The sequence below is a fragment of the Mycobacterium sp. E2989 genome, assembly GCF_001667595.1.
Lineage (GTDB): Bacteria > Actinomycetota > Actinomycetes > Mycobacteriales > Mycobacteriaceae > Mycobacterium.
In genome coordinates this window covers 1-22,738 of sequence record NZ_LZJX01000054.1, presented here as the reverse complement: position 1 = coordinate 22,738, position 22,738 = coordinate 1, and the positions used below count along the sequence as shown (strand labels likewise).

Annotated in this window: 26 protein-coding genes and 1 riboswitch; of the genes, 16 read left to right on the top strand and 10 right to left on the bottom strand. The window is 67.3% G+C overall.

Annotated features, from left to right (window positions below; all coding sequences use genetic code 11):
• Positions 1-155 precede the first annotated feature (155 nt).
• Positions 156-362: riboswitch (cobalamin riboswitch) on the bottom strand.
• A gap of 113 nt (positions 363-475) precedes the next feature.
• Entirely contained in the window at positions 476-1,543 is a 1,068-nt protein-coding gene (locus A5680_RS10895) for an amidohydrolase family protein (RefSeq protein WP_067819102.1), read from the bottom strand.
• A 333-nt stretch (positions 1,544-1,876) separates the two neighbouring features.
• Between A5680_RS10895 and A5680_RS10890 the strand changes: the two genes are divergently transcribed.
• Together A5680_RS10890 and A5680_RS10885 are read left to right on the top strand one after the other, a co-directional pair.
• Positions 1,877-2,671: a lipase family protein gene (locus A5680_RS10890; protein ID WP_231977608.1), complete on the top strand. Its 795-nt coding sequence runs from the start codon at positions 1,877-1,879 to the stop codon at positions 2,669-2,671.
• A 64-nt stretch (positions 2,672-2,735) separates the two neighbouring features.
• Positions 2,736-3,998, top strand: a complete 1,263-nt coding sequence (locus tag A5680_RS10885; RefSeq protein ID WP_197499773.1) for a sialate:H+ symport family MFS transporter — start codon at positions 2,736-2,738, stop codon at positions 3,996-3,998.
• Positions 3,999-4,080: 82 nt separating this feature from the next.
• Here the strand turns inward: A5680_RS10885 and A5680_RS10880 are convergent, their stop codons facing one another.
• The gene (locus tag A5680_RS10880; RefSeq protein ID WP_067819096.1) at positions 4,081-5,355 is read right to left on the bottom strand and encodes a competence/damage-inducible protein A; all 1,275 of its coding nucleotides are present in this window, start codon (positions 5,353-5,355) and stop codon (positions 4,081-4,083) included.
• Positions 5,356-5,389: 34 nt separating this feature from the next.
• Between A5680_RS10880 and A5680_RS10875 the strand changes: the two genes are divergently transcribed.
• Positions 5,390-5,893: a macro domain-containing protein gene (locus A5680_RS10875; RefSeq protein ID WP_082970333.1), complete on the top strand. Its 504-nt coding sequence runs from the start codon at positions 5,390-5,392 to the stop codon at positions 5,891-5,893.
• Here the strand turns inward: A5680_RS10875 and A5680_RS10870 are convergent.
• Positions 5,875-6,180 (bottom strand): MTH1187 family thiamine-binding protein, encoded by a 306-nt coding sequence (locus tag A5680_RS10870; protein WP_067819090.1) that lies wholly within the window; start codon positions 6,178-6,180, stop codon positions 5,875-5,877. The genes A5680_RS10875 and A5680_RS10870 overlap by 19 nt on opposite strands.
• A gap of 51 nt (positions 6,181-6,231) precedes the next feature.
• On the opposite strand from A5680_RS10870, the gene dtd reads away from it, so the two are divergent.
• Both dtd and A5680_RS10860 read left to right on the top strand, forming a co-directional pair.
• Positions 6,232-6,663 carry a D-aminoacyl-tRNA deacylase gene (gene dtd, locus A5680_RS10865; RefSeq protein ID WP_067819085.1) on the top strand — a complete coding sequence of 144 codons (432 nt, stop codon included), beginning with the start codon at positions 6,232-6,234 and terminating at the stop codon, positions 6,661-6,663.
• 37 nt (positions 6,664-6,700) lie between these two features.
• Positions 6,701-7,612, top strand: a complete 912-nt coding sequence (locus tag A5680_RS10860) for a class I SAM-dependent methyltransferase (protein WP_067819082.1) — start codon at positions 6,701-6,703, stop codon at positions 7,610-7,612.
• Between the two features lie 14 nt (positions 7,613-7,626).
• Here the strand turns inward: A5680_RS10860 and A5680_RS10855 are convergent, their stop codons facing one another.
• Together A5680_RS10855 and A5680_RS10850 are read right to left on the bottom strand one after the other, a co-directional pair.
• Positions 7,627-8,652: an alcohol dehydrogenase catalytic domain-containing protein gene (locus A5680_RS10855; protein ID WP_067819079.1), complete on the bottom strand. Its 1,026-nt coding sequence runs from the start codon at positions 8,650-8,652 to the stop codon at positions 7,627-7,629.
• Between the two features lie 10 nt (positions 8,653-8,662).
• Positions 8,663-10,594 carry an NAD(P)/FAD-dependent oxidoreductase gene (locus A5680_RS10850; protein WP_067819076.1) on the bottom strand — a complete coding sequence of 644 codons (1,932 nt, stop codon included), beginning with the start codon at positions 10,592-10,594 and terminating at the stop codon, positions 8,663-8,665.
• A 152-nt stretch (positions 10,595-10,746) separates the two neighbouring features.
• Between A5680_RS10850 and A5680_RS10845 the strand changes: the two genes are divergently transcribed.
• Together A5680_RS10845 and A5680_RS10840 are read left to right on the top strand one after the other, a co-directional pair.
• Positions 10,747-11,211, top strand: a complete 465-nt coding sequence (locus A5680_RS10845) for a hypothetical protein (protein ID WP_055403444.1) — start codon at positions 10,747-10,749, stop codon at positions 11,209-11,211.
• 127 nt (positions 11,212-11,338) lie between these two features.
• Positions 11,339-12,469, top strand: coding sequence for a nitronate monooxygenase (locus A5680_RS10840; RefSeq protein ID WP_055403443.1), 1,131 nt, complete (start codon positions 11,339-11,341; stop codon positions 12,467-12,469).
• Positions 12,470-12,475: 6 nt separating this feature from the next.
• On the opposite strand, the gene A5680_RS10835 is transcribed toward A5680_RS10840, so the two are convergent.
• The 3 genes from A5680_RS10835 to A5680_RS10825 are packed head-to-tail and all read right to left on the bottom strand — an operon-like array spanning position 12,476 to position 13,464.
• Entirely contained in the window at positions 12,476-12,706 is a 231-nt protein-coding gene (locus A5680_RS10835; protein ID WP_055403442.1) for a hypothetical protein, read from the bottom strand.
• A 57-nt stretch (positions 12,707-12,763) separates the two neighbouring features.
• Positions 12,764-13,054, bottom strand: a complete 291-nt coding sequence (locus A5680_RS10830; protein ID WP_055403441.1) for a hypothetical protein — start codon at positions 13,052-13,054, stop codon at positions 12,764-12,766.
• Positions 13,055-13,065: 11 nt separating this feature from the next.
• On the bottom strand, positions 13,066-13,464 hold the full coding sequence (locus A5680_RS10825; RefSeq protein ID WP_055403440.1) for a hypothetical protein: 399 nt from the start codon (positions 13,462-13,464) through the stop codon (positions 13,066-13,068).
• Positions 13,465-13,675: 211 nt separating this feature from the next.
• Between A5680_RS10825 and A5680_RS10820 the strand changes: the two genes are divergently transcribed.
• The 3 genes from A5680_RS10820 to A5680_RS10810 are packed head-to-tail and all read left to right on the top strand — an operon-like array spanning position 13,676 to position 16,546.
• Positions 13,676-14,959, top strand: a complete 1,284-nt coding sequence (locus A5680_RS10820) for a cytochrome P450 (RefSeq protein ID WP_055403439.1) — start codon at positions 13,676-13,678, stop codon at positions 14,957-14,959.
• A gap of 11 nt (positions 14,960-14,970) precedes the next feature.
• Positions 14,971-15,984 (top strand): alcohol dehydrogenase catalytic domain-containing protein, encoded by a 1,014-nt coding sequence (locus tag A5680_RS10815; protein WP_055403438.1) that lies wholly within the window; start codon positions 14,971-14,973, stop codon positions 15,982-15,984.
• A 13-nt stretch (positions 15,985-15,997) separates the two neighbouring features.
• Positions 15,998-16,546: a YceI family protein gene (locus A5680_RS10810; RefSeq protein ID WP_067819072.1), complete on the top strand. Its 549-nt coding sequence runs from the start codon at positions 15,998-16,000 to the stop codon at positions 16,544-16,546.
• Between the two features lie 11 nt (positions 16,547-16,557).
• On the opposite strand, the gene A5680_RS10805 is transcribed toward A5680_RS10810, so the two are convergent.
• A complete protein-coding gene (locus A5680_RS10805; RefSeq protein ID WP_067819069.1) occupies positions 16,558-17,664 on the bottom strand; it encodes a hypothetical protein in 1,107 nt (368 codons plus the stop codon).
• Positions 17,665-18,228: 564 nt separating this feature from the next.
• On the opposite strand from A5680_RS10805, the gene A5680_RS10800 reads away from it, so the two are divergent.
• Positions 18,229-19,218: an esterase family protein gene (locus A5680_RS10800; RefSeq protein WP_067819066.1), complete on the top strand. Its 990-nt coding sequence runs from the start codon at positions 18,229-18,231 to the stop codon at positions 19,216-19,218.
• An 81-nt stretch (positions 19,219-19,299) separates the two neighbouring features.
• On the opposite strand, the gene A5680_RS10795 is transcribed toward A5680_RS10800, so the two are convergent.
• Positions 19,300-19,917 (bottom strand): hypothetical protein, encoded by a 618-nt coding sequence (locus tag A5680_RS10795; protein WP_197499772.1) that lies wholly within the window; start codon positions 19,915-19,917, stop codon positions 19,300-19,302.
• Between the two features lie 44 nt (positions 19,918-19,961).
• On the opposite strand from A5680_RS10795, the gene A5680_RS10790 reads away from it, so the two are divergent.
• From A5680_RS10790 to A5680_RS10770, 5 genes are all read left to right on the top strand, one after another.
• Entirely contained in the window at positions 19,962-20,543 is a 582-nt protein-coding gene (locus A5680_RS10790; RefSeq protein WP_055403434.1) for a chorismate mutase, read from the top strand.
• A gap of 93 nt (positions 20,544-20,636) precedes the next feature.
• Positions 20,637-21,086, top strand: coding sequence for a resuscitation-promoting factor RpfC (gene rpfC / locus A5680_RS10785; RefSeq protein ID WP_231633829.1), 450 nt, complete (start codon positions 20,637-20,639; stop codon positions 21,084-21,086).
• A gap of 27 nt (positions 21,087-21,113) precedes the next feature.
• Complete coding sequence (locus A5680_RS10780) at positions 21,114-21,587, top strand: SRPBCC family protein (protein WP_369808537.1); 474 nt, start codon at positions 21,114-21,116, stop codon at positions 21,585-21,587.
• A 6-nt stretch (positions 21,588-21,593) separates the two neighbouring features.
• Complete coding sequence (locus tag A5680_RS10775) at positions 21,594-22,427, top strand: SDR family oxidoreductase (RefSeq protein ID WP_067819064.1); 834 nt, start codon at positions 21,594-21,596, stop codon at positions 22,425-22,427.
• 13 nt (positions 22,428-22,440) lie between these two features.
• A partial coding sequence (locus A5680_RS10770; protein WP_197499771.1) for a lipoprotein LpqH occupies positions 22,441-22,738 on the top strand: 298 nt, incomplete at its 3' end.

Genomic DNA, 22,738 nt, shown 5'->3' with positions numbered 1-22,738 from the left:
CAGCGGTAGTGTCATCGAACGTCCTTTGTGCGACGGGATGCTCGTCGCCCACAGGGCGTTCAGCCGCAGAGCCGACCGGCGCACCGACGAATCGGCACGCCAGTTCCTGCTGCGGCCATCGGCCCAATCCACGAGGCGACGCGCACGCCGGACGCGGCGCGCCCGGCACGGCTGGCAGGTCTTCGGACTCGCAGGCACGCACCGAGAACGGTGCTCCTAGTAGCCGTCGCTTCCCGGTCCCCGAAAGGACCAGTGCCATTGACGGCGGTCGTTCCTGCATACCGCTGCGGGACAGTCCCGGATTCCCACCGGGTTCCCTCTCGCGACGGGCCTCCGACAGCGCCCGCCGCTCGATGCCGAGTGTCAAATTGCGACCCTGGCAAACCAGCTGCGCACTGCACATTACCGCAGCTTCGGTGGCCTGAGAATCCGCTGAATCGAATGCAACCCAACGGCTTAAGCCGATCCGGACTGATCAGTTGAGGTTGTAGAAGCGCTGCGCGTTCAACCCGCCGATCTTTTCGCGGGCCTCTTCGCTGATATCCGCGCGGGTCCGCAGGTGCTTGGTGCTTTCCGGCCATTCGCCGTCCCAATGCGGGTAGTCGCTGGCGAACATGATGAAGTCGGCGCCGAGCACATCGATGACTCCGGGCAGGATCGGCTCCTCGGGCTCGCACGTGACCCAGATGTTGCCCGCCGCCAAGTACTCGTGCGGATCGCGCCGCCAGCCGCGCTCGACCCAGTCGCCCCGCTTCTCGTAATGCTCGTGCAGGCGATCCATGAAGAACGGGACCCAACCGGCGCCCGCCTCGAGGAACGCGACCCGCAACCGCGGGTGCCGTTCGAAGACGCCGCCGGACACCAGCGCCGTCATGGCGGTCATCTGGTCGAACGGGAAGCTGATGCAGTGCACCTGAATGTAGTTGGTGAAGCGGTCGACGCCGATCTTCGGCAGGTGGATGCCCGGGGCGCCGTGAATGCCCAGGGGCATCTCCAGGTCGACCGCGGCGGCGTAGAAGGGGTCGAGGTCGGGGTGGTCGAGGTTGCGGGTCTTGAGCGCCGGCGGGACCAGGGTTGCCACCAGCCCAAGGTCTTTCGCCTCGGTCATGACGTCGATCGCCGCCTGGCCGTGCTCGATCGGAGTTACGGCGACGCCCTTCAGTCGGCCGCCCGACGGGGCGCAGTAATCCGCGATCCACTGGTTGTAGAGCCGGGCGAATCCCGCCGCGAACTCGGGATCCTCGAGGCTGGGGGCGCACAGGCCCAGGCTGGGGTACAGCACCATCGTGTCGATGTGGTCGCGGTCGGCGTCGCCGAGCACGCCCTCGGTCGACCGGCAATTGATGTCGGGCGCCTTGCTGATGCCATGCTCGGGCGGACACCCGGCACCCGGGCCCTGATCCTCCGGATAGTTGCGGCCTTCGAACGTCAACCGCATTCGCCCGTCGGCGCTGGGCTTGACGTGCTCCGGCCACCGCTTGATGGCTTCGATTGCCAGCGAGGAGTTCTCGGCGACGTGTCCGTCGGCGTCGATGATGCGCATGTATCCGCAACTTACTCTCGCGGATTGGAAGTTGAAATGGCTTGGGCGGACGCGTCGGGGCCCGCGCTCCTTGCCCGTCCGTGATGAACCCGTGACCCGAAATGCTTATCGGCGATCTGCTTTCGGCTCGCTCGCGCTCGCGCCGATTTCAAAAGAGTGACAGAAGTACAACGGTTCAGGTCGACGACGGTTTGTCCCCTTACCGTATTCATGTCATACCTAGAAAGGAAATCGATGAGCGATTCTCCTTCGCGGGAAATGGCGCGGCGAGACTTCGTGACTAAGACGGCTTTACTGGGTGGATCCGTAATTCTCGCGCCATGGCTCTTCCCGGTGGAAGCGAACGCGGCCCCGGTGGGCGTGGTTACCCAGCCTTCGCCGCCGGGATTCGATCCCGCTTTCGCGCTCAATGTGGGCATTCCGTTGGCTTTTTCCGCATACAACGCGATGTCGGGCCTCCCGTTGAATCTCCCGCCGGGATATCAAGCGACCGCGCTGATCCAGGGCGACCGTGTGCTCGCGGCGGCACTGGCCAATCAACATCCCGTGGCGGCGAAAATGGTGCTGCGCGACAACATCTTCGGCATTATCGGCAATAACCCGTCCACCCAGACGGCGTTCCTGGCGTTTCGCGGCACCGCCGACCTCGACGACGTCCTCACGGACCTGGACATCATTCCCACGCCGTATGGATTCGTTCCCAAATTCGGATACGTGCACAGTGGCTTTCACGCCGTCTACCGCATGGTCCGCGCCAGCATCGTGGCCAACCTCCCCGCCGCCTGCGTGGGGTGCAACAACCTCTTGATAATCGGGCACAGCCTGGGCGGGGCGCTTGCCGTCATCGGGGCGCCCGACATCTTCGTCAACATCCCGCCGAATTTCGCGCCTCGCCTCATCACCTTCGCCGGTCCGAAGGCCGGGTTCGGCGATTTCGTCACGGCGTTCAACGAGATCATCGCCTCCTGCTCACGAGTGGTGAACTATTGCGACATCATCCCGCCGCTACCGCCGTGCCCCTACGAACACGCCGGCAGCGCGATCTACGTCGACAGCGGCGGGATCGGACCCGGGTGGCGGCACAGCCTCAAGGCCTATCAGCGCGGCCTGCAAAGGCTGGTGGGGTGAGTGCCGCAACGCCGCGCGGACAGAAAGGCTCGCCATCCCGCGCCGCGTAGGCAACGATGCTGACGTGAGCACACAACGGTTGACCGCCGACCAGCGAAACTCTTTCGTCGCCGCGTTGTTGGGCTGGACGATGGACGCGTTCGATTACTTCATCGTCGTGCTCGTCTACGCCGACATCGCCAAGACTTTCCACCACAGCAAGGCCGAGGTCGCGTTCGTCACCACGGCCACCCTGATCATGCGTCCGGTGGGCGCCCTGCTGTTCGGGCTGTGGGCCGACCGCGTCGGACGGCGGCTGCCGCTGATGGTCGACGTGATGTTCTACTCCGTCGTCGGCTTCCTGTGCGCGTTCGCGCCCAACTTCACGGTATTGGTGATCCTGCGGCTGCTGTACGGGATCGGCATGGGCGGTGAGTGGGGGTTGGGGGCCGCGCTGGCCATGGAGAAGGTTCCGGTCGAGCGGCGCGGGTTCTTCTCCGGGCTGCTGCAGGAGGGCTACGCATTCGGCTACCTGCTGGCCAGCGTCGCCTCGCTGGTGGTGATGAACTGGCTCGGGTTGTCGTGGCGGTGGCTCTTCGCGCTGAGCATCATCCCCGCGCTGGTCAGCCTGATCATCCGGTACCGGGTCGAGGAGTCCGAGGTCTGGGAGGCCGCCCAGGATCAAATGAAGTTGACCAGCACCAGGATTCGGGACGTGCTGCGCGACGGGGCGATCATCCGCCGGTTCTTCTACCTGGTGCTGCTGATGACGGCCTTCAACTGGATGAGCCACGGCACCCAGGACGTCTACCCAACCTTCCTGACGTCGACCGCCAACCACGGCGCCGCCCTGTCCAGCGCCACCGTCAAGTGGATCGTCATCGTGTACAACATCGGCGCGATCATCGGCGGGCTGGTGTTCGGCACGCTGTCGCAACGGTTCAGCCGCCGCTACACCATCATCTTCTGCGCCCTGCTGGGGCTGCCGATCGTTCCGCTGTTCGCCTACTCGCGCACGGCCGCGATGCTGTGCCTCGGCTCTTTTCTGATGCAGCTGTGCGTGCAGGGCGCGTGGGGTGTGATCCCCGCCCACCTGACCGAGATGTCGCCGGATGCCATCCGCGGCCTCTACCCCGGCGTGACCTACCAGCTCGGAAACCTGTTGGCCGCGTTCAACCTACCGATCCAGGAACGCCTCGCCGAGTCGCACGGCTATCCGTTCGCGTTGGCGGCGACGATCGTGCCCGTACTCATCGCCGTCGCGTTCCTCACGCTGATCGGTAAGGACGCCACGGGGATTCGCTTCGGCACGGCCGAAACCGCTTTCCTGCCAAGCGAAGCGAAGTGACTCAGGTTTCTACGTCGAGATTGCCGCTGCGGTTGTGGTTTGGGCGCCAATCGCGACCATGGCGGCAATCTCGAAGTCGGGCCTAGCTGACAGCGCCCAGCAGGCGCCGCAGCAGGTGCATGGCCACCGTCGTCGAGCGCTCCCGGATGTCCGAGCGATTGCCGGGCAGCCGCAACGTGCGGGTGTGCTTTGGGCCGTCACTCAGCGCCACGGTGAAACAGACTGTGCCCACCGGCTTTTCGGGCGTCCCTCCGCCCGGCCCGGCGATTCCGGTGATCGCGACGGCGGTGTCGGCGCCGAAACGGCTCAGCGCGCCGGCCGCCATCGCCTCGGCCACCGGCTCGGACACCGCGCCGTGGGCCTCGATCAGCCCCGGGTCGACGCTAAGCAGCTCGGCTTTCGCGTCGTTCGAGTAGGCGACCACCCCGCCGGCCACGTAGTCCGATGATCCGGGCCGGTCGGTCAGCCGCGCCGCCAGCAGCCCCGCGGTGCAGGATTCGGCCGTCGCGATCCGGCGGCCGGCCAGCGCCCCGGCGACCAAATCGTCCACCGTGGAACCGTCTTCGGAGAAGAGCTGTTCGCCGTGCCGGTCGCGCACCAGTTGCATCAGCTTGGCGTAGCTGTCGGAGTTGTCCGGCTCGTAGCGGGTGACCATTTCGACCTCGCCCCGCCGCAGGCAGGTGGTGATCTCGAGCGACTCGAAGCCGGGTACCGACGCCTCGGCGTCGCGCAACGTCTCGGCCAGACCCGACTCGGGCAGCCCGAACATTCGCACGGTCTCCTGCCGATAGGCCGTCCGGCCCGCGATCGCCTGCTGCGCGGCGGGCGTCTCGATGGCGCGGCGCCACATCGGCTGCAGCTCGCGCGGCGGGCCGGGAAGCACGATGACCGTCGGCGTCCCGGGGACCACCACACCGGGCGCGGTGCCGACCGGGTCGAGCACCTGCGCGCCGAGGGGGATCATCGCCTGCTTGCGGTTGGCGGCGCGCACCGCCTCGAAATCGACACCCTCGAAGCGGGCCATCAGCTTCTTGAGGATGTTCGCGATCTTGGCTTCGGTCTCGTCGTCCAACACCAACTCGCGGCCGCAGAACCGGGCCACCACCTCGACCGTCATGTCGTCGGCCGTGGGTCCCAGGCCGCCGCTGGTGACGATCAGGTCCATGCCCTGTTCGGCCATGAAGCGCAGCTGCGCCTCGATGTCGGCGGGCCGGTCGCCGCAGATCGTGATGTGCGCCAGCTCGACGCCCAGCTCCAGCAGGCGGTCGGCGATCCACGGCCCGTTGGCATCCTGGACGCGCCCGGTGAGGACCTCGGTTCCGGTGACAACGATGCCTGCGCGTGCGCTCACCGCCATGAGCCTACTGGCAGCGCTGGGAGACAATGAGCCGATGATCGAGCTGGAGGTCGTGCAGGCGGACGTCACCAAACTCGAACTCGACGCGATCGCCAACGCGGCCAACACGCAACTGCGCCACGGCGGCGGAGTCGCGGCGGCCATTGCCCGCGCCGGCGGTCCGGACGTGCAGCGGGAGTCCACGCGCAAGGCGCCCATCGGCCTCGGGGAAGCCGTCGAGACCACGGCCGGCGCCATGCCCGCGCGCTACGTCATCCACGCCGCCACCATGGAACTCGGCGGCCCGACCTCGGCGACGATCATCACGCGGGCCACCGCCGCCACGCTGCGAAGGGCCGACGAGCTCGGCTGCCGCACGCTTGGACTGGTCGCGTTCGGCACCGGCGTCGGCGGCTTCCCGCTGGACGAGGCGGCGCGACTGATGGTGGACGCGGTCCGGCGACATTCCGCGGGTGCGCTGGAAAAGGTGGTGTTCGCGGTCCACGGTGACGCGGCCGAGCGCGCGTTCACCGACGCCGTTCAGGGGTTGGACAGGTAGCGCTCGACGGTGGCGACCTTCTGCGTCATCGCGTCGCTGACCCCGGCCCGCCAGTCCGCCTTGATCACCGTGCTGACCCGGGGCGCGCGAGCGGCCACCGCCTCGACCGCGCGCTGCACCACCGCCATCACCTCTTCCCAGGTTTCGCCCTCGATCACGGTGAACATCGAATCGGTCCGGTTCGGCAGCCCGGAATCACGCACCACCCGAACCGCTTCCGCGACGATCTCGCCGACGCCCTCGCCCACACCCATCGGGGTGACCGAGAACGCGACGAGCACTGACACACGACGAGCCTACCGATTCTCCCGCGGGCCCGGGCTGGCAGCATCGAGCCCATGCGGATTCTGGTGCAGCGGGTCGCGTCGGCGACGGTGTCGGTCGACGGCGAGGCGGTGGGCGCCATCCGGCCGGACGGCCAGGGCCTGCTGGCCTTCGTCGGCGTCACCCACAGCGACGACCTCGACAAGGCGCGGCGGCTCGCCGAAAAACTTTGGTATTTGCGGATTCTCGATGAGGAACGGTCGGCGGCGGACGTCAACGCGCCCATCCTGGTGGTCAGCCAGTTCACCCTCTACGCCGACACCGCCAAGGGGCGGCGGCCGTCGTGGAACGCCGCCGCTCCCGGCCCGGTGGCCGAGCCGCTGGTCGCGGCTTTCGCCGAGGCGCTGCAGCGGTTGGGCGCCGAGGTGCGGACCGGCGTTTTCGGTGCGCACATGCGGGTCGAGTTGGTCAACGACGGCCCGGTCACGGTGTTGTTGGAGCTCTGAGTACGTTGGACCTCGGCCCTGAAGGAAAGGAGCGGACATGAGCACGACGCCCGAGTTCGGCAAGCTCCGTTCCGACGATGACAACTGGGACATCGTCAGCAGCGTGGGCTACACCGCCTTGCTGGTCGCCGGCTGGCGCGCGGTGCACGCCTTGAGCCCGCAGCCGCTGGTCCGGGACGATTACGCCAAGGTCTTCATCGCCGCCTCGCAAGACCCGTATCTGGCGGCCGCGGTTGCCAATCCGGGCACGTCGGAAGACGAGATGGCCTTCCCCCGCCTCTACGGCGTGCAGACCCGATTTTTCGACGACTTCTTCGAGGAGGCCGGCGCCACCGGCATACGCCAGGCGGTGATCGTCGCCGCAGGGCTGGACTCCCGGGCGTATCGGCTCGAATGGGTGCCGGGCACAACCGTTTTCGAGATCGATCTGCCAAAGGTGCTGGAATTCAAGGCGCGCGTGCTCGGCGAGGAGGGCGCGGCGCCCAAGGCCCGCAGGGTCGAGGTGGCCGCCGACCTGCGCACCGACTGGTCCAGGGCGCTGGAGGCCGCCGGCTTTGACTCCGAGGGGCCCAGCGCCTGGTCGGTGGAGGGGGTGCTGCCCTACCTGACCGACGAGGCCCAGAACACGCTCTTCACCCGGATCAGCGGCCTCAGCGCGCCCGGCAGCCGGATCGCCATCGGCGCGTTGGGTTCTCGGCTGGATCACGACCAGCTCGAGGCGTTGGAGACGGCGCATCCCGGCGTCAACATGTCCGGTGACGTCGATTTCTCCGCGCTGACGTACGAACCCCAGACCGATCCGGCGGAACGGCTGGCCGCGCACGGGTGGACGGTCCAGCCCGTGCGCAACACGCTCGACCTGCAGGCCGGCTACGGGATGACCCCACCGGACGTCGACGTCAAGATCGACAGCTTCATGCGGTCGCAATACATCACGGCGACACGTTAAGGCGCGGTGCCCACCTAGGGCGTCAACAGGATTTTCACGTCATCGCCCGACCGCGACGCGGCGGTCGCATAGCCCTTGGCCGCTTCGTCCAGCGGCAGCGTGGTGGTGAAGATGCCGTCGGTGTCCAGGCGCCCGGATTGCAGCAGCGGGATCAACTCCGGCCATGTGCGCTGCACCGGCGCCGTGGTCATCCGCAGGGTGATGCTGCGGATCAGGCAGCCCAGGGCGTTGAGCGGGAACGGGTTCATGTCGTGCACACCGACGACCGACACGGTCCCCCCCGGCCGCACCGCGTTGAGCGCGTCGGTCAACGACGCGTCGGTGGCGACGGCGTCGATCACCGCGTCGGCGCCGCGCCCCCCGGTGGCCGCGAGGATGGCCTCGACCGCCGGCGCCTTGAGGGGCGTCGCCCCCCACCGCGCCGCGCGGTCCAGCCGCCCGTCGACCTGGTCGACCGCGTAAACCGTTGCGGCGCCCTGGAACAGCGCGCTGCGCAGCGAACACAGGCCGACGGCGCCCAGGCCGATGACCGCCACGGTGCCACCGGGCGGGATATCGGCGCGTTGCGCCGCCGCCCACCCCGTGGCGAGGTTGTCGGTGAGCAGCAGCGCCTGTTCGACGCTGATGCCTTCCGGCATCTTGAGCAGCTGGAAGTCCGCCGCCGGCACCGCCAGCAGGTCGGCCTGCGCCCCGCCCAGGACGCCGCCGCCGAAGATCTGGAAGCCGTTGTGGCACATGACCGGATCGCGGGTGGCGCAGCCGGCGCACTTGCCGCACCCGGTCACCGACGACACCATCACCTGGTCCCCGACCTTGACGGTGCGCGCATCGCGTCCCGTCTGGACCACGGTGCCGATCGCCTCGTGGCCGAGCGCGATCGGGTCGGCCATCGGGAAATCCGCCTCGTAGAAGTGCAGGTCGGATCCGCAGATGCCGGCGGCGGTGACCTCGACGATCGCCCCGTCGGGGCCGGGCAGCGCCGGGTCGGGCCGGGTGTCGACCCGGATGCTGTGGGGGCCGTCGACGACTACCGTACGCATGCTGGTGTGCTCACTTCCCTTGCCGCACAACAAAGTTAGACCAGTCGGGCGCGCGCACCGCGGCCCAGTATTCGTTGAGGCGCCACGGGCTGACGGTGTGGATCTCCCCGTCGGCGTTCTTGAAGTAGGAGTGCTTGACCGCGGGGTGTGCCCACACCATCTTCTTGATCTGGTTCTGGGTCCGCTCATGCCAATCGGCGGCGGCTTCGGGCTTCGGCTCCAGCGAATGCACATCCCCCTCGGCCAGCTGCGCCAGGCACTGGTCGATGTAACGCATCTGCAATTCGGACTGAAAGATCAGGCTGCCCCCGTGGGCGAGATGCGTGCCGGGCCCGTAGATGATGAACAGGTTCGGAAAATTCGGAACCGTGATGCCGAGGTAGGCATACGGCCGGCTCCCCCACATCTCGCGCAGGTCCACTCCGCCGCGGCCGGTGATCCTCAGCGGCCAGAGCACGTCGGTGTGCCGGAATCCCGTGGCGTACACGATCACGTCGACGTCATGCGCCACGCCGTCTTCGGTGACGATGCCGCGCGGGGTGATCCGTCGAATGGGTGTGCGCACCAACTCGACGTTGTCGCGCTGCAACGTCTGCAACCAGCTGCCGTTGTCCTGCAGGGTCCGTTTGCCGCACGCGGGATAGTCGGGCATCACCTTGCTCAGCAGCTCTGAGGATTCCCCGACCTGACTGGTGATCCATTGGGAGAACATCATCTGGGCGGCGGCGTTGATGTCGCTGACCGCGTGTTCCTGGTCGGCGTAGTCGGGGTCGCTTTCCGCGGCGTCCAGGCCCTTGTCGGAGCCGGGCCACAGCACCAGGAAGCGGTACCACCGTCCGTAGAACGGCAGGTGGCGCATGGCCCACCGCATGCCCTCGCCGACCTCGTCGTGATACATCGGATTGGGAAACATCCACTGCGCTGTCCGCTGAAACACCGTCAGGTGCGCGACATCCGGGGCGATGGCGGGGGCGATCTGAAAACCGCTGGCGCCGGCGCCGACGAGCGCGACGCGCTTTCCGCTCACGTCGACGGAGTGGTCCCAGGCGGCGGAGTGGAAGGACGGCCCCGCGAAGCTCTCGGCGCCGTCGAACTCGGGGATGTGGGGCCGGTTCAACTGACCGACCGCGGTGATCAGCGCCCGCGCGCGCACCGTGCTGGTCTGACCTTCGGCGCCGCGCAGCCGGACGCTCCAGGTCGCGTCGTCGTCGATCCACTCGGCGGCCAGCACCTCCGTGTTCCACAGCACGTGCTCGGCCAGGCCGTGCTTGTCGATGACCCGGGTGAAATAGTCCTGCAGCTCGTGCTGCTCGGCGAAGAAATGCGTCCAGTCGTTGTTGGGTTCGAAGCTGTAGCAATAGAAGTGGTTGGCCACGTCGACGCGCGCGCCGGGATAGCTGTTCTCCCACCACGTTCCGCCCGGGCCGGCGTTCTTCTCCACGATGGTGAAGGGGATGTTGGCCTGCTTGAGCCGGATTCCGGCCAGGATGCCCGATTCGCCGCACCCGACGACCAGGACCGGAATGTCGGCCGCGCTCTCGGTCGGCAGGGCGGCCGGCCGGCGCGGGTCGACGGCCTCGAGGTCCATCTCTTCGAGGACCAGGGACAGGTAGTCGTCACCGACGTGCTCGCAGGCCGCCCAGTCGATCATCTCCCGAACTATCTCGAGGCTCAGCGGCTTCGGCTCGGGGCAGCCACGGTCGCGATAGTCGGTGATCACCGGCAACGCCGCCGCGCGGGCCCGGGCCTTGTCCTCCTCGGACATGAATCCCTGAATCTCGTTGAGGAAGACGCCCATCTGCTTGAAGTCGCGGATGAAGCGCGGGTCGCCGGTGATGTGCACGAGCGAAAGCAGCAGCGTCGGGATGCTGACCTCCGCCAGGGCGGCCTCGATCTCGGCCGTCGACGTGGTGAAGGGATCGCCGGCATAGGCGCTGCGCATCGAGCCGATCCTCTCGGTGAACGGGGCTGTCAAATTACGCTACTCGGGGTGTCGTAATTGGAAGCACTACGGTACCCGCTGCGCAGCGAGCGGATCAATAGCCCGATCGCTGGGACAATGAGTCACCTCGACGAGCGAGATGGAGGAGCGCCATGGCCTCGCTGCTCACGGCCTGCGGTGGGTTCCTGTTCGCGGTTTTGTGGATGGACCTGATCTTCGACGTCCAAGTCCTCCGGTTCCGTTCTGCGCCAACCGATCTGCCCGAGGCGGTGCTCGCTTCCATCGCGGCTTACTACCACCGCGCGACGACCACGTCTCGCCCGATGAGCCGGCTGATCGCCGCCGTCATGGTGATCCTGTTGGCCGCGTTGACCTACCAGTCCGCGCGCGGGCACGACCCCTCGTGGCTCCTTGTCCTGTCGGCCGCCCTGGCGGGGATCCCGATGCTGCTGGCGTTGACGCAGACGGTGCCCGACGCGGTGCGACTCGGGCGCCGCGGGGACGGGCCGCACGAGCAGAGCCGCCTGGCGCGGTCCATCTGCCGGGATCACCTCGTGTGCGCCGGCTGCATGTTCGCGTTCCTGGCGCTGTGGATCGCGCGGAGCGCGGCGGTCTGAGCGACCACGCGACGGGTCGTAGTGACAAATCGCAGGTCAGGACCCGCTGGCCACGTCAATGCCCTTCGTACTAAACTAGAACACGTTCCAATTTTTTGGCTTCGGTCCGCGCCCCACAGGAGTAGGCATGCACACCGCCATCTGCGATGAGCTTGGTATCGAGTTTCCGATCTTCGCGTTCACCCACTGCCGAGATGTCGTCGTCGCGGTCAGCAAGGCCGGGGGGTTCGGCGTGCTCGGCGCGGTCGGCTTCACGCCCGAGCAGCTCGAGATCGAGCTCAATTGGATCGACGAGAACATCGGCGACCACCCCTACGGCGTCGACATCGTGATCCCGAACAAGTACGAGGGCATGGACTCGCACCTGTCGGCCGAAGAGCTGGCCGAGACGCTGCGCAAGATGGTGCCCCAGGAGCATCTCGACTTCGGCAAGAAGATCCTCGCCGACCACGGCGTGCCGATCGAGGACAGCGACGGCGACAGCCTGCAGCTGCTCGGCTGGACCGAGGCGACCGCGACACCGCAGGTCGAGGTGGCGCTCAAGCACCCGAAGGTGAAGATGATCGCCAACGCGCTCGGCACTCCCCCGGCCGACATGATCAAGCACATCCACGACGCCGGGCTCAAGGTGGCCGCGCTGTGCGGCTCCCCCTCGCAGGCGCGCAAGCACGCCGACGCGGGCGTCGACATCATCATCGCCCAGGGCGGCGAGGCCGGCGGCCACTGCGGCGAGGTGGGCTCGATCGTGCTCTGGCCGCAGGTGGTCAAGGAGGTCGCCCCCGTCCCCGTGCTCGGCGCGGGCGGCATCGGCAGCGGCCAGCAGATCGCCGCGGCCCTGGCGCTGGGCTGCCAGGGCGCGTGGACGGGCTCCCAGTGGCTGATGGTCGAGGAGTCGTCCAACACCCCGGTTCAGCAGGCGGCCTACATCAAGGCGGGCAGCCGCGACACCGTCCGCAGCCGCTCGTTCACCGGCAAGCCGGCCCGGATGCTGCGCAACGACTGGACCGAGGCCTGGGAGCAGCCGGACAACCCGAAGCCGCTCGGCATGCCGCTGCAGTACATGGTTTCCGGCATGGCGGTGCGGGCCACGAACAGGTACCCCAACGAGTCCGTCGATGTCGCGTTCAACCCGGTCGGACAGGTCGTCGGTCAGTTCCAGAAGGTGGAAAAGACCGCGACCGTCATCGAGCGCTGGGTGCAGGAGTACCTCGAGGCGACCAACCGGCTCGACGAGCTCAACGAGGCCGCCTCCGTCTGACGATCGCTAGACGTCGTCTACGTCGTCGCCTTCGTCGTGGCCGGTGAACACTTCTTTGGCCCGGTCCACGGCGTAGGTGCCGATTTCGATCGAGTTTTGAACGATGCCGCTGGCACCGCCGGCGATGTCACCGCGGATGATGTCGCTGGCGTGTTCGACGATGTCGGAGGCCTTCTCGACCGCGTTGGTCGCGATGTCCTTGGCCGCGTCGACCGCATCTTTCGGGGTGAAGCCCATCTCGCGTCTCCTCTAGTCACCGGACAGTCGCTATGACTCTAGTCCGGGCGCGCGGCGCTAGTAGTTCACCAAGGTGCGCCAGTAGGACTCGGGGATCTCGGCGCCGGAGCGCAGTATCCGGGCCAGACCGACGGCCATCGCGATGCCGAGCAGCCCCAGCCACAGCCCGGTCAGCGCGATGATTCCCCACAGGACGGCCGTGACCGCGGGCCACGGCGACAGCACTGCCAGCACCGGCGCGAAAAAGAATCCGGTCCCGATGTACCACGCCGAGCCGGCACGGTCCGACGCCAGCACGAAGCGCAGCCAGCGCGGCACCGGGGGTGCGCCGGGCTGCCCGTCGTTCATGGCTCAGCCGATCATCCAGCCGGCGGGAAGAATCCCGCCCCGGTGAACCAGCCCTCTTGCCAGCCCCGCTCGCCCAGGCACAGCATCGGCAGGCCGGCCTCCGACTGCGCCGCGGCTTGCGGCCCAGGGCACTTCGCGCCGATCTGCTGCACCCCGTACAGCGGATAGGAAATGACCCAGTAGCCGGTGGTGGCCGCCGGGAACTGGTTGGGCGGCGGGAAGTGGCACGCCTCGGCCTGGCCGCTGGGCCCGCGGCCGAAGATGAACCGCTCATAGTTGTCGCACGGCGCCCCCAACGAGGCCTGATAGTTCATGTTCGGCACGTCGCCGTCGTAGCCGGCCGAGGCGCACGGCGCCACGCCGATCGCGATGCCCGCCAATGAAGCGGCGCTGAGCAATTCCCGAATCATCTTCCACCCCGCTTGTCGTCGCCGGTGACCTGCACCAAAGCATATCCATCGGGCCGCCTGCCACAAGACCGTATCGGCGCGGCCGCCGGCGGACGAGGAACACGTTCCAATTCGCGCCCGGCGATCTTGCGCCAATGCTTCCCAACGGTGGTGCGGCAATGGTTTATTTGCACAAAGACGACTAGACCACTTCGTCATCGAGGAGCGGGCAATGCCAACCGTCGAGCCAACCGCCAAGCCGGTCCCCAATCTCCCGCCCGGATTCGACTTCACCGATCCGGACATCCACGCCGAGCGGCTACCGGTGGAGGAACTGGCCGAGCTGCGGCGGACCGCGCCGATCTGGTGGAACGAGCAGCCGATCGGGGCGGGCGGATTCGACGACGGCGGCTTCTGGGTGGTGTCCAAGCACAAAGACGTCAAAGAGATTTCGCTGCGCAGCGACGTCTTCTCCAGCCTGCAGAAGACCGCGCTTCCGCGCTACAAGGACGGCACGGTCGGCGAGCAGATCGAACGCGGCAAGTACGTCCTGCTCAACATGGACGCGCCGCAGCACACCCGGCTGCGCAAGATCATCTCGCGCGCCTTCACTCCTCGCGCCATCGAGCGCCTGCGCGGCGACCTCGCCGAGCGCGCCCGGCGCATCGTGGAGGAAGCGGCCGAACAGGGTCGCGGCGACTTCGTCGAGCAGGTGTCATGCGAGCTGCCGTTGCAGGCCATCGCCGGATTGATGGGTGTGCCACAGGAAGAGCGCAAGAAGCTTTTTCATTGGTCCAACGAAATGGTCGGCGACCAGGACCCCGAATTCGCCAACAACGACGCCATCACCGCCTCGGTCGAACTCATCATGTACGGCATGCAGATGGCCGCCGACCGGGCGAAGAACCCGGGCGAAGACCTCGTGACCAAGCTGGTGCAGGCCGACATCGACGGCCACAAGCTCTCCGACGACGAGTTCGGTTTCTTCGTGATCCTGTTGGCGGTGGCGGGCAACGAGACCACCCGCAACTCCATCACTCAGGGCATGATGGCCTTCACCGACTTCCCGGACCAGTGGGAGCTGTTCAAAAGGGAGCGCCCGGCCACCGCGGCCGACGAGATCGTCCGGTGGGCCACCCCCGTCACGTCGTTCCAGCGCACCGCGCTGCAGGACTACGAACTGTCCGGCGTGCAGATCAAGAAGGGTCAGCGGGTGGTAATGGTCTACCGCTCGGCCAATTTCGACGAGGATGTGTTCGACGACCCGTTCACCTTCAACATCCTGCGCGACCCCAACCCACACGTGGGATTCGGCGGCACCGGCGCGCACTATTGCATCGGCGCCAACCTTGCCCGCATGACCATCGACCTGATGTTCAACGCGATCGCCGACGGCATCCCGAACCTGGAATCGATCGGCAAACCCGAACGGCTGCGGTCGGGCTGGCTCAACGGGATCAAGCACTGGCAGGTCGACTACCACACCAACGGCGCGAAAGCTGGTGCCGCACAGTAGCATCAACTTCCATGGCAACCCATCGAGCTGTTCACGTCAAGTCGGCCGGGGCACCGCTAGAACTGGTCGATGTCGAAACCCGGTCGCCGGGTCGCGATGAGGCGCGCCTGACGGTCACCGCCTGCGGCATTTGCGGCACGGACGCGCACTTCGTCTCGGGCGGCTTCCCCGGCATGACTTGGCCGCTGACGCCCGGGCACGAAATCGCCGGAACCATCGCCGAACTAGGCGATGGTGTCCAGGGTTTCGCCGTCGGCGATCGCGTCGCGGTCGGGTGGTTCGGCGGGTGCTGCTACCACTGCGACGAGTGCCGCAAAGGCCGCTTCATTCATTGCGAGAACGGAAAGGTCCCGAGTTATCAATACCCGGGCGGATACGCGGAATCGGTGACCGTCCCGGCGAGTGCGCTCGCCCGCATACCGTCGGGGCTTTCCGACGCGGAGGCCGCGCCGATGGGCTGCGCCGGCGTCACCACCTACAACGCCTTGCGGCACACGAAGGCGGTGCCCGGCGACCGGGTCGCCATCCTCGGTGTCGGCGGGCTGGGGCACCTCGGGGTGCAGTTCGCCCGGGCGATGGGCTTTGAGACCATCGCGATCGCGCGCGGCGGCGGCAAAGAGGAGGACGCCCGAAAGTTGGGCGCCCACCACTACATCGACTCCACCGCCACCGATCCCGCCGAAGCGCTGAAGGCGCTGGGCGGCGCGGCGGTCGTGTTGGCGACCGCGGGCAACTCGCCGGCGATGGCCGCGACCGTCGGCGGGATATCGCCGCAGGGCGAGCTCGTCACCATCGGCGTCACGCCCGAACCGTTGCCGATCAGTCCCATCCAGCTGATCACACCGGGGGTCAGCATCGTCGGCCATCCCTCCGGCACGGCCAAAGACGTCGAGGACACTATGCATTTCGCGGTCCTGTCCGGTGTTCGGGCGTGGATCGAGGAGCTGCCGCTTCAGCGGGCGGCCGAGGGCTATGCGGCGCTGGAGCAGGGGCGAGCGCACTACCGCACCGTTTTGACGATGTGACTACAGTCGGGCTGTGACCGACCAGTGGACGCTGACCGCAGCCGACGGTGAGCTGCTGATCCGCACCGGCGTCGCGGGCCGGGCGGCGCGAATGGGACATCGGCTCACCATCGCGATGACGCGCTGGGAGGCCACGGTCGTGTGGGCCGGCGCCGAACCGGTCTCCGCGGAGCTGACCGTGGACGTCGATTCGTTCGAGGTGTTGCAGGGCGAGGGCGGGGTCAAGGGATTGTCCGGGCCGGAGAAGGTCCTGGTGAAGTCGAACGCGTTGAAGTCGTTGGACGCCAAGCGTTATCCCGAGATCCGGTTCGCCGCTGACACCGTCGGCAAGACCGACGACGGCTACCGCCTGAGCGGGAGGCTGCACATTCGCGGCAAGTCCCGCGAGCACGTCGTCGATGTGCGCACCGAGGATCTCGGTGCGCGGTGGCGAATGTCGGTCGAATCCACGGTTCGGCAAACCGATTACGGCGTCAAGCCGTACTCGCTGCTGATGGGGTCGGTCCAGGTCGCCGACGAGGTTTCGGTGTGCTGCACCGCAATTCACGCGAAGGACGGTTGACCGACCGGCTGTCAGGGCTGCGGCTGGGCGGGCGCCTGCGGCGCCGAGTCGCCCGTCGGGTCACCGGCGTCGCCCGGTATGTGCTCGAGCACTCTGGTCAGGTAGGGCTGCCGGTTGCCGGGGTCCGGCGGCGGCGCCTCCGGGGCGGGGGGCTCGATGACCGGTTCCGCGGTGGGAACCTTCGCCTGCGGGGTCAGCGGCGCGACGACCGGGGGCGGGGCCACCGCCTCCGCGGTCTGTGGGGCCGGCGCGTGCTCCGTGTGCCGTTGCGCCGGTTGGCTCGCGGGCGCCAGCTGAATGCCAACCGCGAGCGATATCGAGCAGACGAAGGTGACCACACCGGCGGCCAGGGTGGTCACCGCCCCGGCGTAGGGCAGCTTGCGCTGCGCCTGCGGCGTTGCGACGGGTTGGCTCGGGGGCACGATCAGTTGGTCGTCGGTGAACTCGGTGCTTCGGACGGCGGTTAGCGCCGCACCCCGCGCGACGGTCACCTGCGCCATCGTTTGCACGAAAACTGGCACGGGCAGCGTCTTTTCCAGCTGCCACGAGAAACCGTCGATGTCGCTGTGCGCGCCGACGACGACAACCCCGCCGGGTTGCCAGCCGTTGCGGTCGAACATGCCGGTCAGCCAGCGGGTCAGGCCGTCGAAGCCGCCGCGCACCTGCTTGGTCGCCGTCTGGGTCTCCCCGTGGTGGGTGTCGACCATGACCACGGTCGTCGAATCCCGTTCGAGCAGGCAGACGGCGGTCTGTTCGTAGCCGATGACCGGTGCGATGGCCTGGGCCAGGGTCTCGATGGCGTCGAGTGACCGGACGGGGACGACGTTGTCGAATCCGGCGTCGGTGAGCGCTTCCAGTAGCAGCGCGGCCTGCGCGGACGCCTCGTCAGTCCAGGTCACCCCGATGACCCGCAACCGGTGGTCGCTGGCGGCGGCCTGCGCCTCCACCCGCAATATCTCGTCCGTCACCTGTTCCGCGGTACTGGCGGCGTGCGGGCCGCGGCCGGCGGGCAGCTCCAGCTCCTGGTGGTCCAGGATGGTGCCGTCTGCGCCGTGTCCCTCAGCGAGAACCCACCCAACGGCGGCCGGCGTCACTGATAGCCCAAGTACCGTGTCCAAAACTTATGCCCCAATCGGTCCCGGGGCTCCGGCGCCCTCACCCGCACGACGCACCGGAAAACCCTGGTGAGGCGGTTGGTGAGAGCCGGAACGGACCCGAGATAACGTGGTCTTTCATCGGCTTGCTCCGAGAGAGCCTACGCGGTCGGCGCAAGTCCGGCTGCGCCGGTTCGACATCGCCGGACGGCCGCCCGGGCCGGATCCGCCGGACGTGCAGGTGGGAAACGGCCGCCGTGTTGTCGGGCGATAAATGCCTTGCCCGACGAATCGGCCTTTTTGGCGGCGTTTGGTGCGTCACGGTCCCGGCCGTCGTCCCTGGGGGGCCGAGAAACGGCTTTGTCCTGCCCGGCGCGCACCGATGTGACCGCTCGCTGCCAGGCGTTTCCGCGCCGCGAGGACCCTCGGCGGGACGGACGCGCACCGGTGCGCCGTTATCCCGGACCGCGAAATTGGTGGAAAAAAGCGATACCAAATCGAGATGTCCCCGCGTCCCGATCGACATTCGGGGCTTTTTCACGGTAAATTCCAGCCTGAGACCACGGTCACACACGACAAGGGGCAGGTATGACAGAACTGAGCGAGAAGGTCCGGGCCTGGGGGCGCCGGCTATTAGTCGGTGCGGCAGCGGCAGTGGCCCTGCCGGGCCTGATCAATCTTGCCGGCGGTGCGCCGACCGCGAGCGCGTTTTCGCGGCCGGGTCTGCCCGTCGAATACCTGCAGGTCCCGTCCGCCTCGATGGGCCGCAACATCAAGGTCCAGTTCCAGAGCGGCGGAAGCGGCTCCCCGGCGGTGTACCTCCTCGACGGGTTGCGCGCCCAGGACGACTACAACGGCTGGGACATCAACACGCCCGCGTTCGAGTGGTACTACAAGTCGGGTCTCTCGGTCGTCATGCCGGTCGGCGGGCAGTCCAGCTTCTACACCGACTGGTACCGCCCCGCGTGCGGGAAGGCCGGCTGCTCGACCTACAAGTGGGAAACGTTCCTGACCAGCGAACTGCCCGGGTACCTGTCGTCCGAGCGGAGCGTCAAGCCGAACGGCAGCGCCGCGGTCGGCATCTCGATGGCGGGCGCCTCCGCGATGAACCTGGCGAACTACCACCCCGGTCAGTTCATCTACGCCGGCTCGCTGTCCGGCTACCTCAGCCCGTCCACCGGGCAGGGCTGGATAGGTCTGGCGATGGGTGACGCCGGTGGCTATAAGAAGGAAGACATGTGGGGGCCTGACAACGACCCCGCGTGGCAGCGCAACGACCCCTTGGTCAACGTCAACCTGCTCGTCGAACACAACACCCGGCTCTGGGTGTACTGCGGCAACGGGACTCCGAACGAACTGGGCGGCGCCAACCTGCCGGCCACGTTCCTGGAGAGCAACTTCATGATCGGCGTCAACAAGAAGTTCCAAGACGCCTACAACGCGGCCGGCGGCCACAACGCCGTATTCAACTTCCCGCCGTATGGAACCCACAGCTGGGAGTACTGGGGAGCGCAGCTCAATGCCATGAAGGGCGACCTGCAGAGCAGCCTGGGCGCTACCCCCGGCGGCGGCGGCTAGACCCTCACCTGCCCCGAGGTCGCTACTGCGCCCGACGACGACGCCGTCGGGCGCAGTAGTGCGTTATCGGCCGGGTGGCGATCAACCCGTTTTGGCGAACTGCTCGGTGATGTCGGTCCAGGCCGTCACGTCCCTGCGGTGGTCGTTCATGTTCCGGCACTCGCCGTAGACGCGTACGACGCCCAGGTGCAAGTCGTCGTCGTGCCGGTAGACGATCGCGGTGACGGCGTCCTTGGTGAACGTCTTGGCGAGCGGATGATTGTTGGGCGGTAAACCCTCGGCCCAGCCGTGCCCGGTCAGCGACGCGGCGATTGCGGCGAAGTAGTTGTCGGTCGATGCGGCGTCGGGCAGCCAGAACGTCAGGTAGATCGCGCCCTGATACGGCGGGTCGTCACGGTTTTTGCAGGACATCAGCGAGTAGCCGGCCGACGACGCCCGCAGGCCCGCCGTGGCGACGATGCTCTGGGTCGACTGGACGACCTGAGCCCTCGACTGGTCGTCACCGACCGGATTGGCGGGATGGTCCAGGGCGTCGGCGGCCGTCGAGTGCAGGCGCTCCAGCAGAATGAACCCCGCCCCCAGCAGCAAGGGAATGGCCAGCGCAACGACGATCAGCGCACGAATCTTCTTCGAGCGCAACGACTTCTGCGGCGTTTCGCCACCGCGGCGCGCACCGCGACTGTTCATGGTCGGCGACATCAGCACTTCAGGCTAACTCCGAAGGGCCCGGCTGCCGCACAATCATGGTCATGACCGGCGGCCGCGTCACGCTGATGGCCCGCTGCGGCGGACTGCTCGGCGGGCTGGCGATCCTGTTCGCGCCGCCGGCGCCGGCCGACGACACGAGCGCACTGGCCGAGCTGGTCGACGCCGCCGCGCAGCGGTTGCAGATCGCCGAACCGGTGGCCGCGTTCAAGTGGAACACCCACGGGGCCATCGAAGACCGGGAGCGGGTCCAGCAGGAACTCGCGAAATTGGCCGGCCAGGCCTCCGATCGACGCGTCGACCCCGATTACGTCACTTCGGTTTTCGGCGACCAGATCCGCGCCACCGAGGGCATCGAATACAGCCGGTTCGCGGACTGGAAGCTGGATCCCGCGGCCGCCCCGAGCGCGTCGCCCGACCTGTCGGTGTCGCGGTCGGCGATCGACGGCCTCAACCAGACGATGCTGAGCCAGCTCGTCGCCCACTGGGACCTGCTGCATTCACCGGCCTGCCCCGCGCAGCTCGACCTGGCCACGCGCGGCGTCGTCGGCGCGCGGGGGCTCGACGGTCTCTATCAACGGGCGCTGGCGTTAGCAACGCGGTCATATTGCCAGCAATAATTTATTTTTTCCTCAACAATTTCTAACACTTTATTCTCGCCGCCAGAAAACGCCGTTTGCGCAGATCAAAGGCATATCTCGCGTCATTTTCGAATGGGTAACGCTTTGGCCACAGCGGCCGAAATCCAGGGCATGAAAAATCTCTGCAAGCCTCTCGTCAAGTCCCTGGCGGTCGGCGGGTTCGTTGCAGCGTCGATAGCCTTCTCCGCCGGCGAGGTGAGCGCCGCCCCCACCCCCAACTGGGACGCGGTCGCCCAGTGCGAGTCCGGTGGCAACTGGCACGCCAACACCGGGAACGGCGAATACGGTGGACTCCAATTCAAACCGGCCACCTGGGCCCAATACGGCGGCGTCGGCAACCCCGCCGCCGCGTCCCGCGAGCAGCAAATCGCCGTAGCCAACCGGGTTTTCGCCGACCAGGGCGTGGAGGCGTGGCCGAAGTGCGGCGCCCAATCGGGCCTGCCGATCGGGTGGTACTCGCACCCCGCCCAGGGCATCAAGGAGATCATCAACGGGTTGATCCAGGCGGCGGCGCCGCACTGACGATCAAGGCTATGACCGAGCCGAAAGCTGTGTTTGGATCAGGCCATGGAAGGTTCGGCGACTGTTCATATGGCGGCGTCCGCGGACAAGGTCTGGGACCTGATCGCAAACGTCGGCAACATCGGACGGTTTTCCCCCGAAGTGTTTGAGGCCGAGTGGCTGGGCGACGCGAGTGGCCCGGCCCTCGGCGCGAAATTCCGCGGCCATGTGCGGCGCAACGAGATCGGGCCGGTGTATTGGACGACGTGTGAGGTCACCGCGTGCGAGCCGGGTCGCGAGTTCGGATTCGCGGTGATGCTCGGCGACCGGGCGGCCAACAACTGGCACTACCGCCTGGCGCCCAGCGACGGCGGCACGGACGTGACCGAGTCCTTCCGGCTCAGCCCGGCGCCGTGGCTCGGCGTCTACTGGCTGTTCGGTGGATTTCTGCGCAAGCGACGCAACGTCCGCGACATGACCAAAACCCTGAACCGCATCAAAGATGTGGTCGAGGCCGGCTGACGCGCCGTGAAATCGATCTTCATCACCGGCGCCGGCAGCGGCATGGGCCGGGAGGGGGCAAAGCTCTTCCACGCCAAGGGCTGGCGGGTCGGTGCCGTGGACCGCAACGCCGATGGCCTGACGACGCTGCAGTCGGAACTGGGCGCGGAGCGGCTGTGGACCCGCCAGGTCGACGTGACCGACAAAGCCGCGCTGGAGGGCGCCCTGGCCGACTTCTGCGCCGAGAACCCCGGCGGTGGGCTCGACATGATGTGGAACAACGCCGGCATCGGGGAAACCGGATGGTTCGAGGACGTGCCCTATGAGGCCGCGATGCGCGTCGTCGACATCAACTACAAGGCGGTGCTGACCGGCGCCTACGCCTCGCTGCCGTATCTGAAGAGGGCCCCCGGCAGCCTGATGTTTTCGACGTCCTCGTCGGCGGGGACCTACGGCATGCCGCGCCTGGCCGTCTACTCGTCGACCAAGCATGCCGTCAAAGGCCTGACCGAGGCGCTCAGCGTGGAGTGGCACCGGCATGGGGTCCGCGTCGCCGACGTGCTTCCCGGCCTGATCGACACCGGCATCCTCACCACGACGACCAACCACTCCGACGATGGGCTTGCGCCGAGGACCGCCGACGACGTTCGGGCCAGCGCCCCCAAGAAGGGGTTGTTTCGGCTAATGCCCGCGAGCAGCGTCGCCGAGGTCGCCTGGCAGGCTTATCAGAACCCGAAGCGGCTGCATTGGTACGTGCCCAAGGGCATTCGCATGATCGATCTGTTCAAGGGTTTGAGCCCGGAGTTCGTGCGACGCAGCATCGTCAAATCCCTGCCCGGAGTGATGCCGGCGCGGCAGTGAAGGAGGTGAACCGGTGCGAAACCGGTTACTCGCGGTCGTTTTCGTGGTGCTCGCGTGCGTCGGCGTGGCCGGATGCGGGCAGGCCCAAACCACGCCCCGCAAGGCCGCGCGCCTGACCATCGACGGTGCCAGTCATACGACACGCCCGCCGTCGTGCAGCCAGACCCAGCAGTACCGCACCATCGACATCAAGGACCGCGACGGCTCGGTGGAGGCCGTGGTGCTCACCAGCGGTTATCGGGTGATGCCCCAGTGGGTGAAGATCCGCAACGTCGACGGGTTCACCGGCATCACTCCGGGCAGGGATTTGA

Coding starts and splice junctions, on each gene's coding strand:
- A5680_RS10835 (WP_055403442.1), bottom strand. CDS start 12,706: ATGGGCTTCACCCCGAAAGATGCGGTCGACGCGGCCAAGGACATCGCG.
- A5680_RS10855 (WP_067819079.1), bottom strand. CDS start 8,652: ATGCGTACGGTAGTCGTCGACGGCCCCCACAGCATCCGGGTCGACACC.
- A5680_RS10880 (WP_067819096.1), bottom strand. CDS start 5,355: ATGGCGGTGAGCGCACGCGCAGGCATCGTTGTCACCGGAACCGAGGTC.
- A5680_RS10820 (WP_055403439.1), top strand. CDS start 13,676: ATGCCAACCGTCGAGCCAACCGCCAAGCCGGTCCCCAATCTCCCGCCC.
- A5680_RS10845 (WP_055403444.1), top strand. CDS start 10,747: ATGGCCTCGCTGCTCACGGCCTGCGGTGGGTTCCTGTTCGCGGTTTTG.
- A5680_RS10830 (WP_055403441.1), bottom strand. CDS start 13,054: ATGAACGACGGGCAGCCCGGCGCACCCCCGGTGCCGCGCTGGCTGCGC.
- A5680_RS10875 (WP_082970333.1), top strand. CDS start 5,390: ATGATCGAGCTGGAGGTCGTGCAGGCGGACGTCACCAAACTCGAACTC.
- A5680_RS10825 (WP_055403440.1), bottom strand. CDS start 13,464: ATGATTCGGGAATTGCTCAGCGCCGCTTCATTGGCGGGCATCGCGATC.
- A5680_RS10840 (WP_055403443.1), top strand. CDS start 11,339: ATGCACACCGCCATCTGCGATGAGCTTGGTATCGAGTTTCCGATCTTC.
- A5680_RS10800 (WP_067819066.1), top strand. CDS start 18,229: ATGACAGAACTGAGCGAGAAGGTCCGGGCCTGGGGGCGCCGGCTATTA.
- A5680_RS10850 (WP_067819076.1), bottom strand. CDS start 10,594: ATGCGCAGCGCCTATGCCGGCGATCCCTTCACCACGTCGACGGCCGAG.
- A5680_RS10795 (WP_197499772.1), bottom strand. CDS start 19,917: ATGTCGCCGACCATGAACAGTCGCGGTGCGCGCCGCGGTGGCGAAACG.
- rpfC (WP_231633829.1), top strand. CDS start 20,637: ATGGGTAACGCTTTGGCCACAGCGGCCGAAATCCAGGGCATGAAAAAT.
- A5680_RS10815 (WP_055403438.1), top strand. CDS start 14,971: ATGGCAACCCATCGAGCTGTTCACGTCAAGTCGGCCGGGGCACCGCTA.
- A5680_RS10790 (WP_055403434.1), top strand. CDS start 19,962: ATGGTCATGACCGGCGGCCGCGTCACGCTGATGGCCCGCTGCGGCGGA.
- dtd (WP_067819085.1), top strand. CDS start 6,232: ATGCGGATTCTGGTGCAGCGGGTCGCGTCGGCGACGGTGTCGGTCGAC.
- A5680_RS10860 (WP_067819082.1), top strand. CDS start 6,701: ATGAGCACGACGCCCGAGTTCGGCAAGCTCCGTTCCGACGATGACAAC.
- A5680_RS10895 (WP_067819102.1), bottom strand. CDS start 1,543: ATGCGCATCATCGACGCCGACGGACACGTCGCCGAGAACTCCTCGCTG.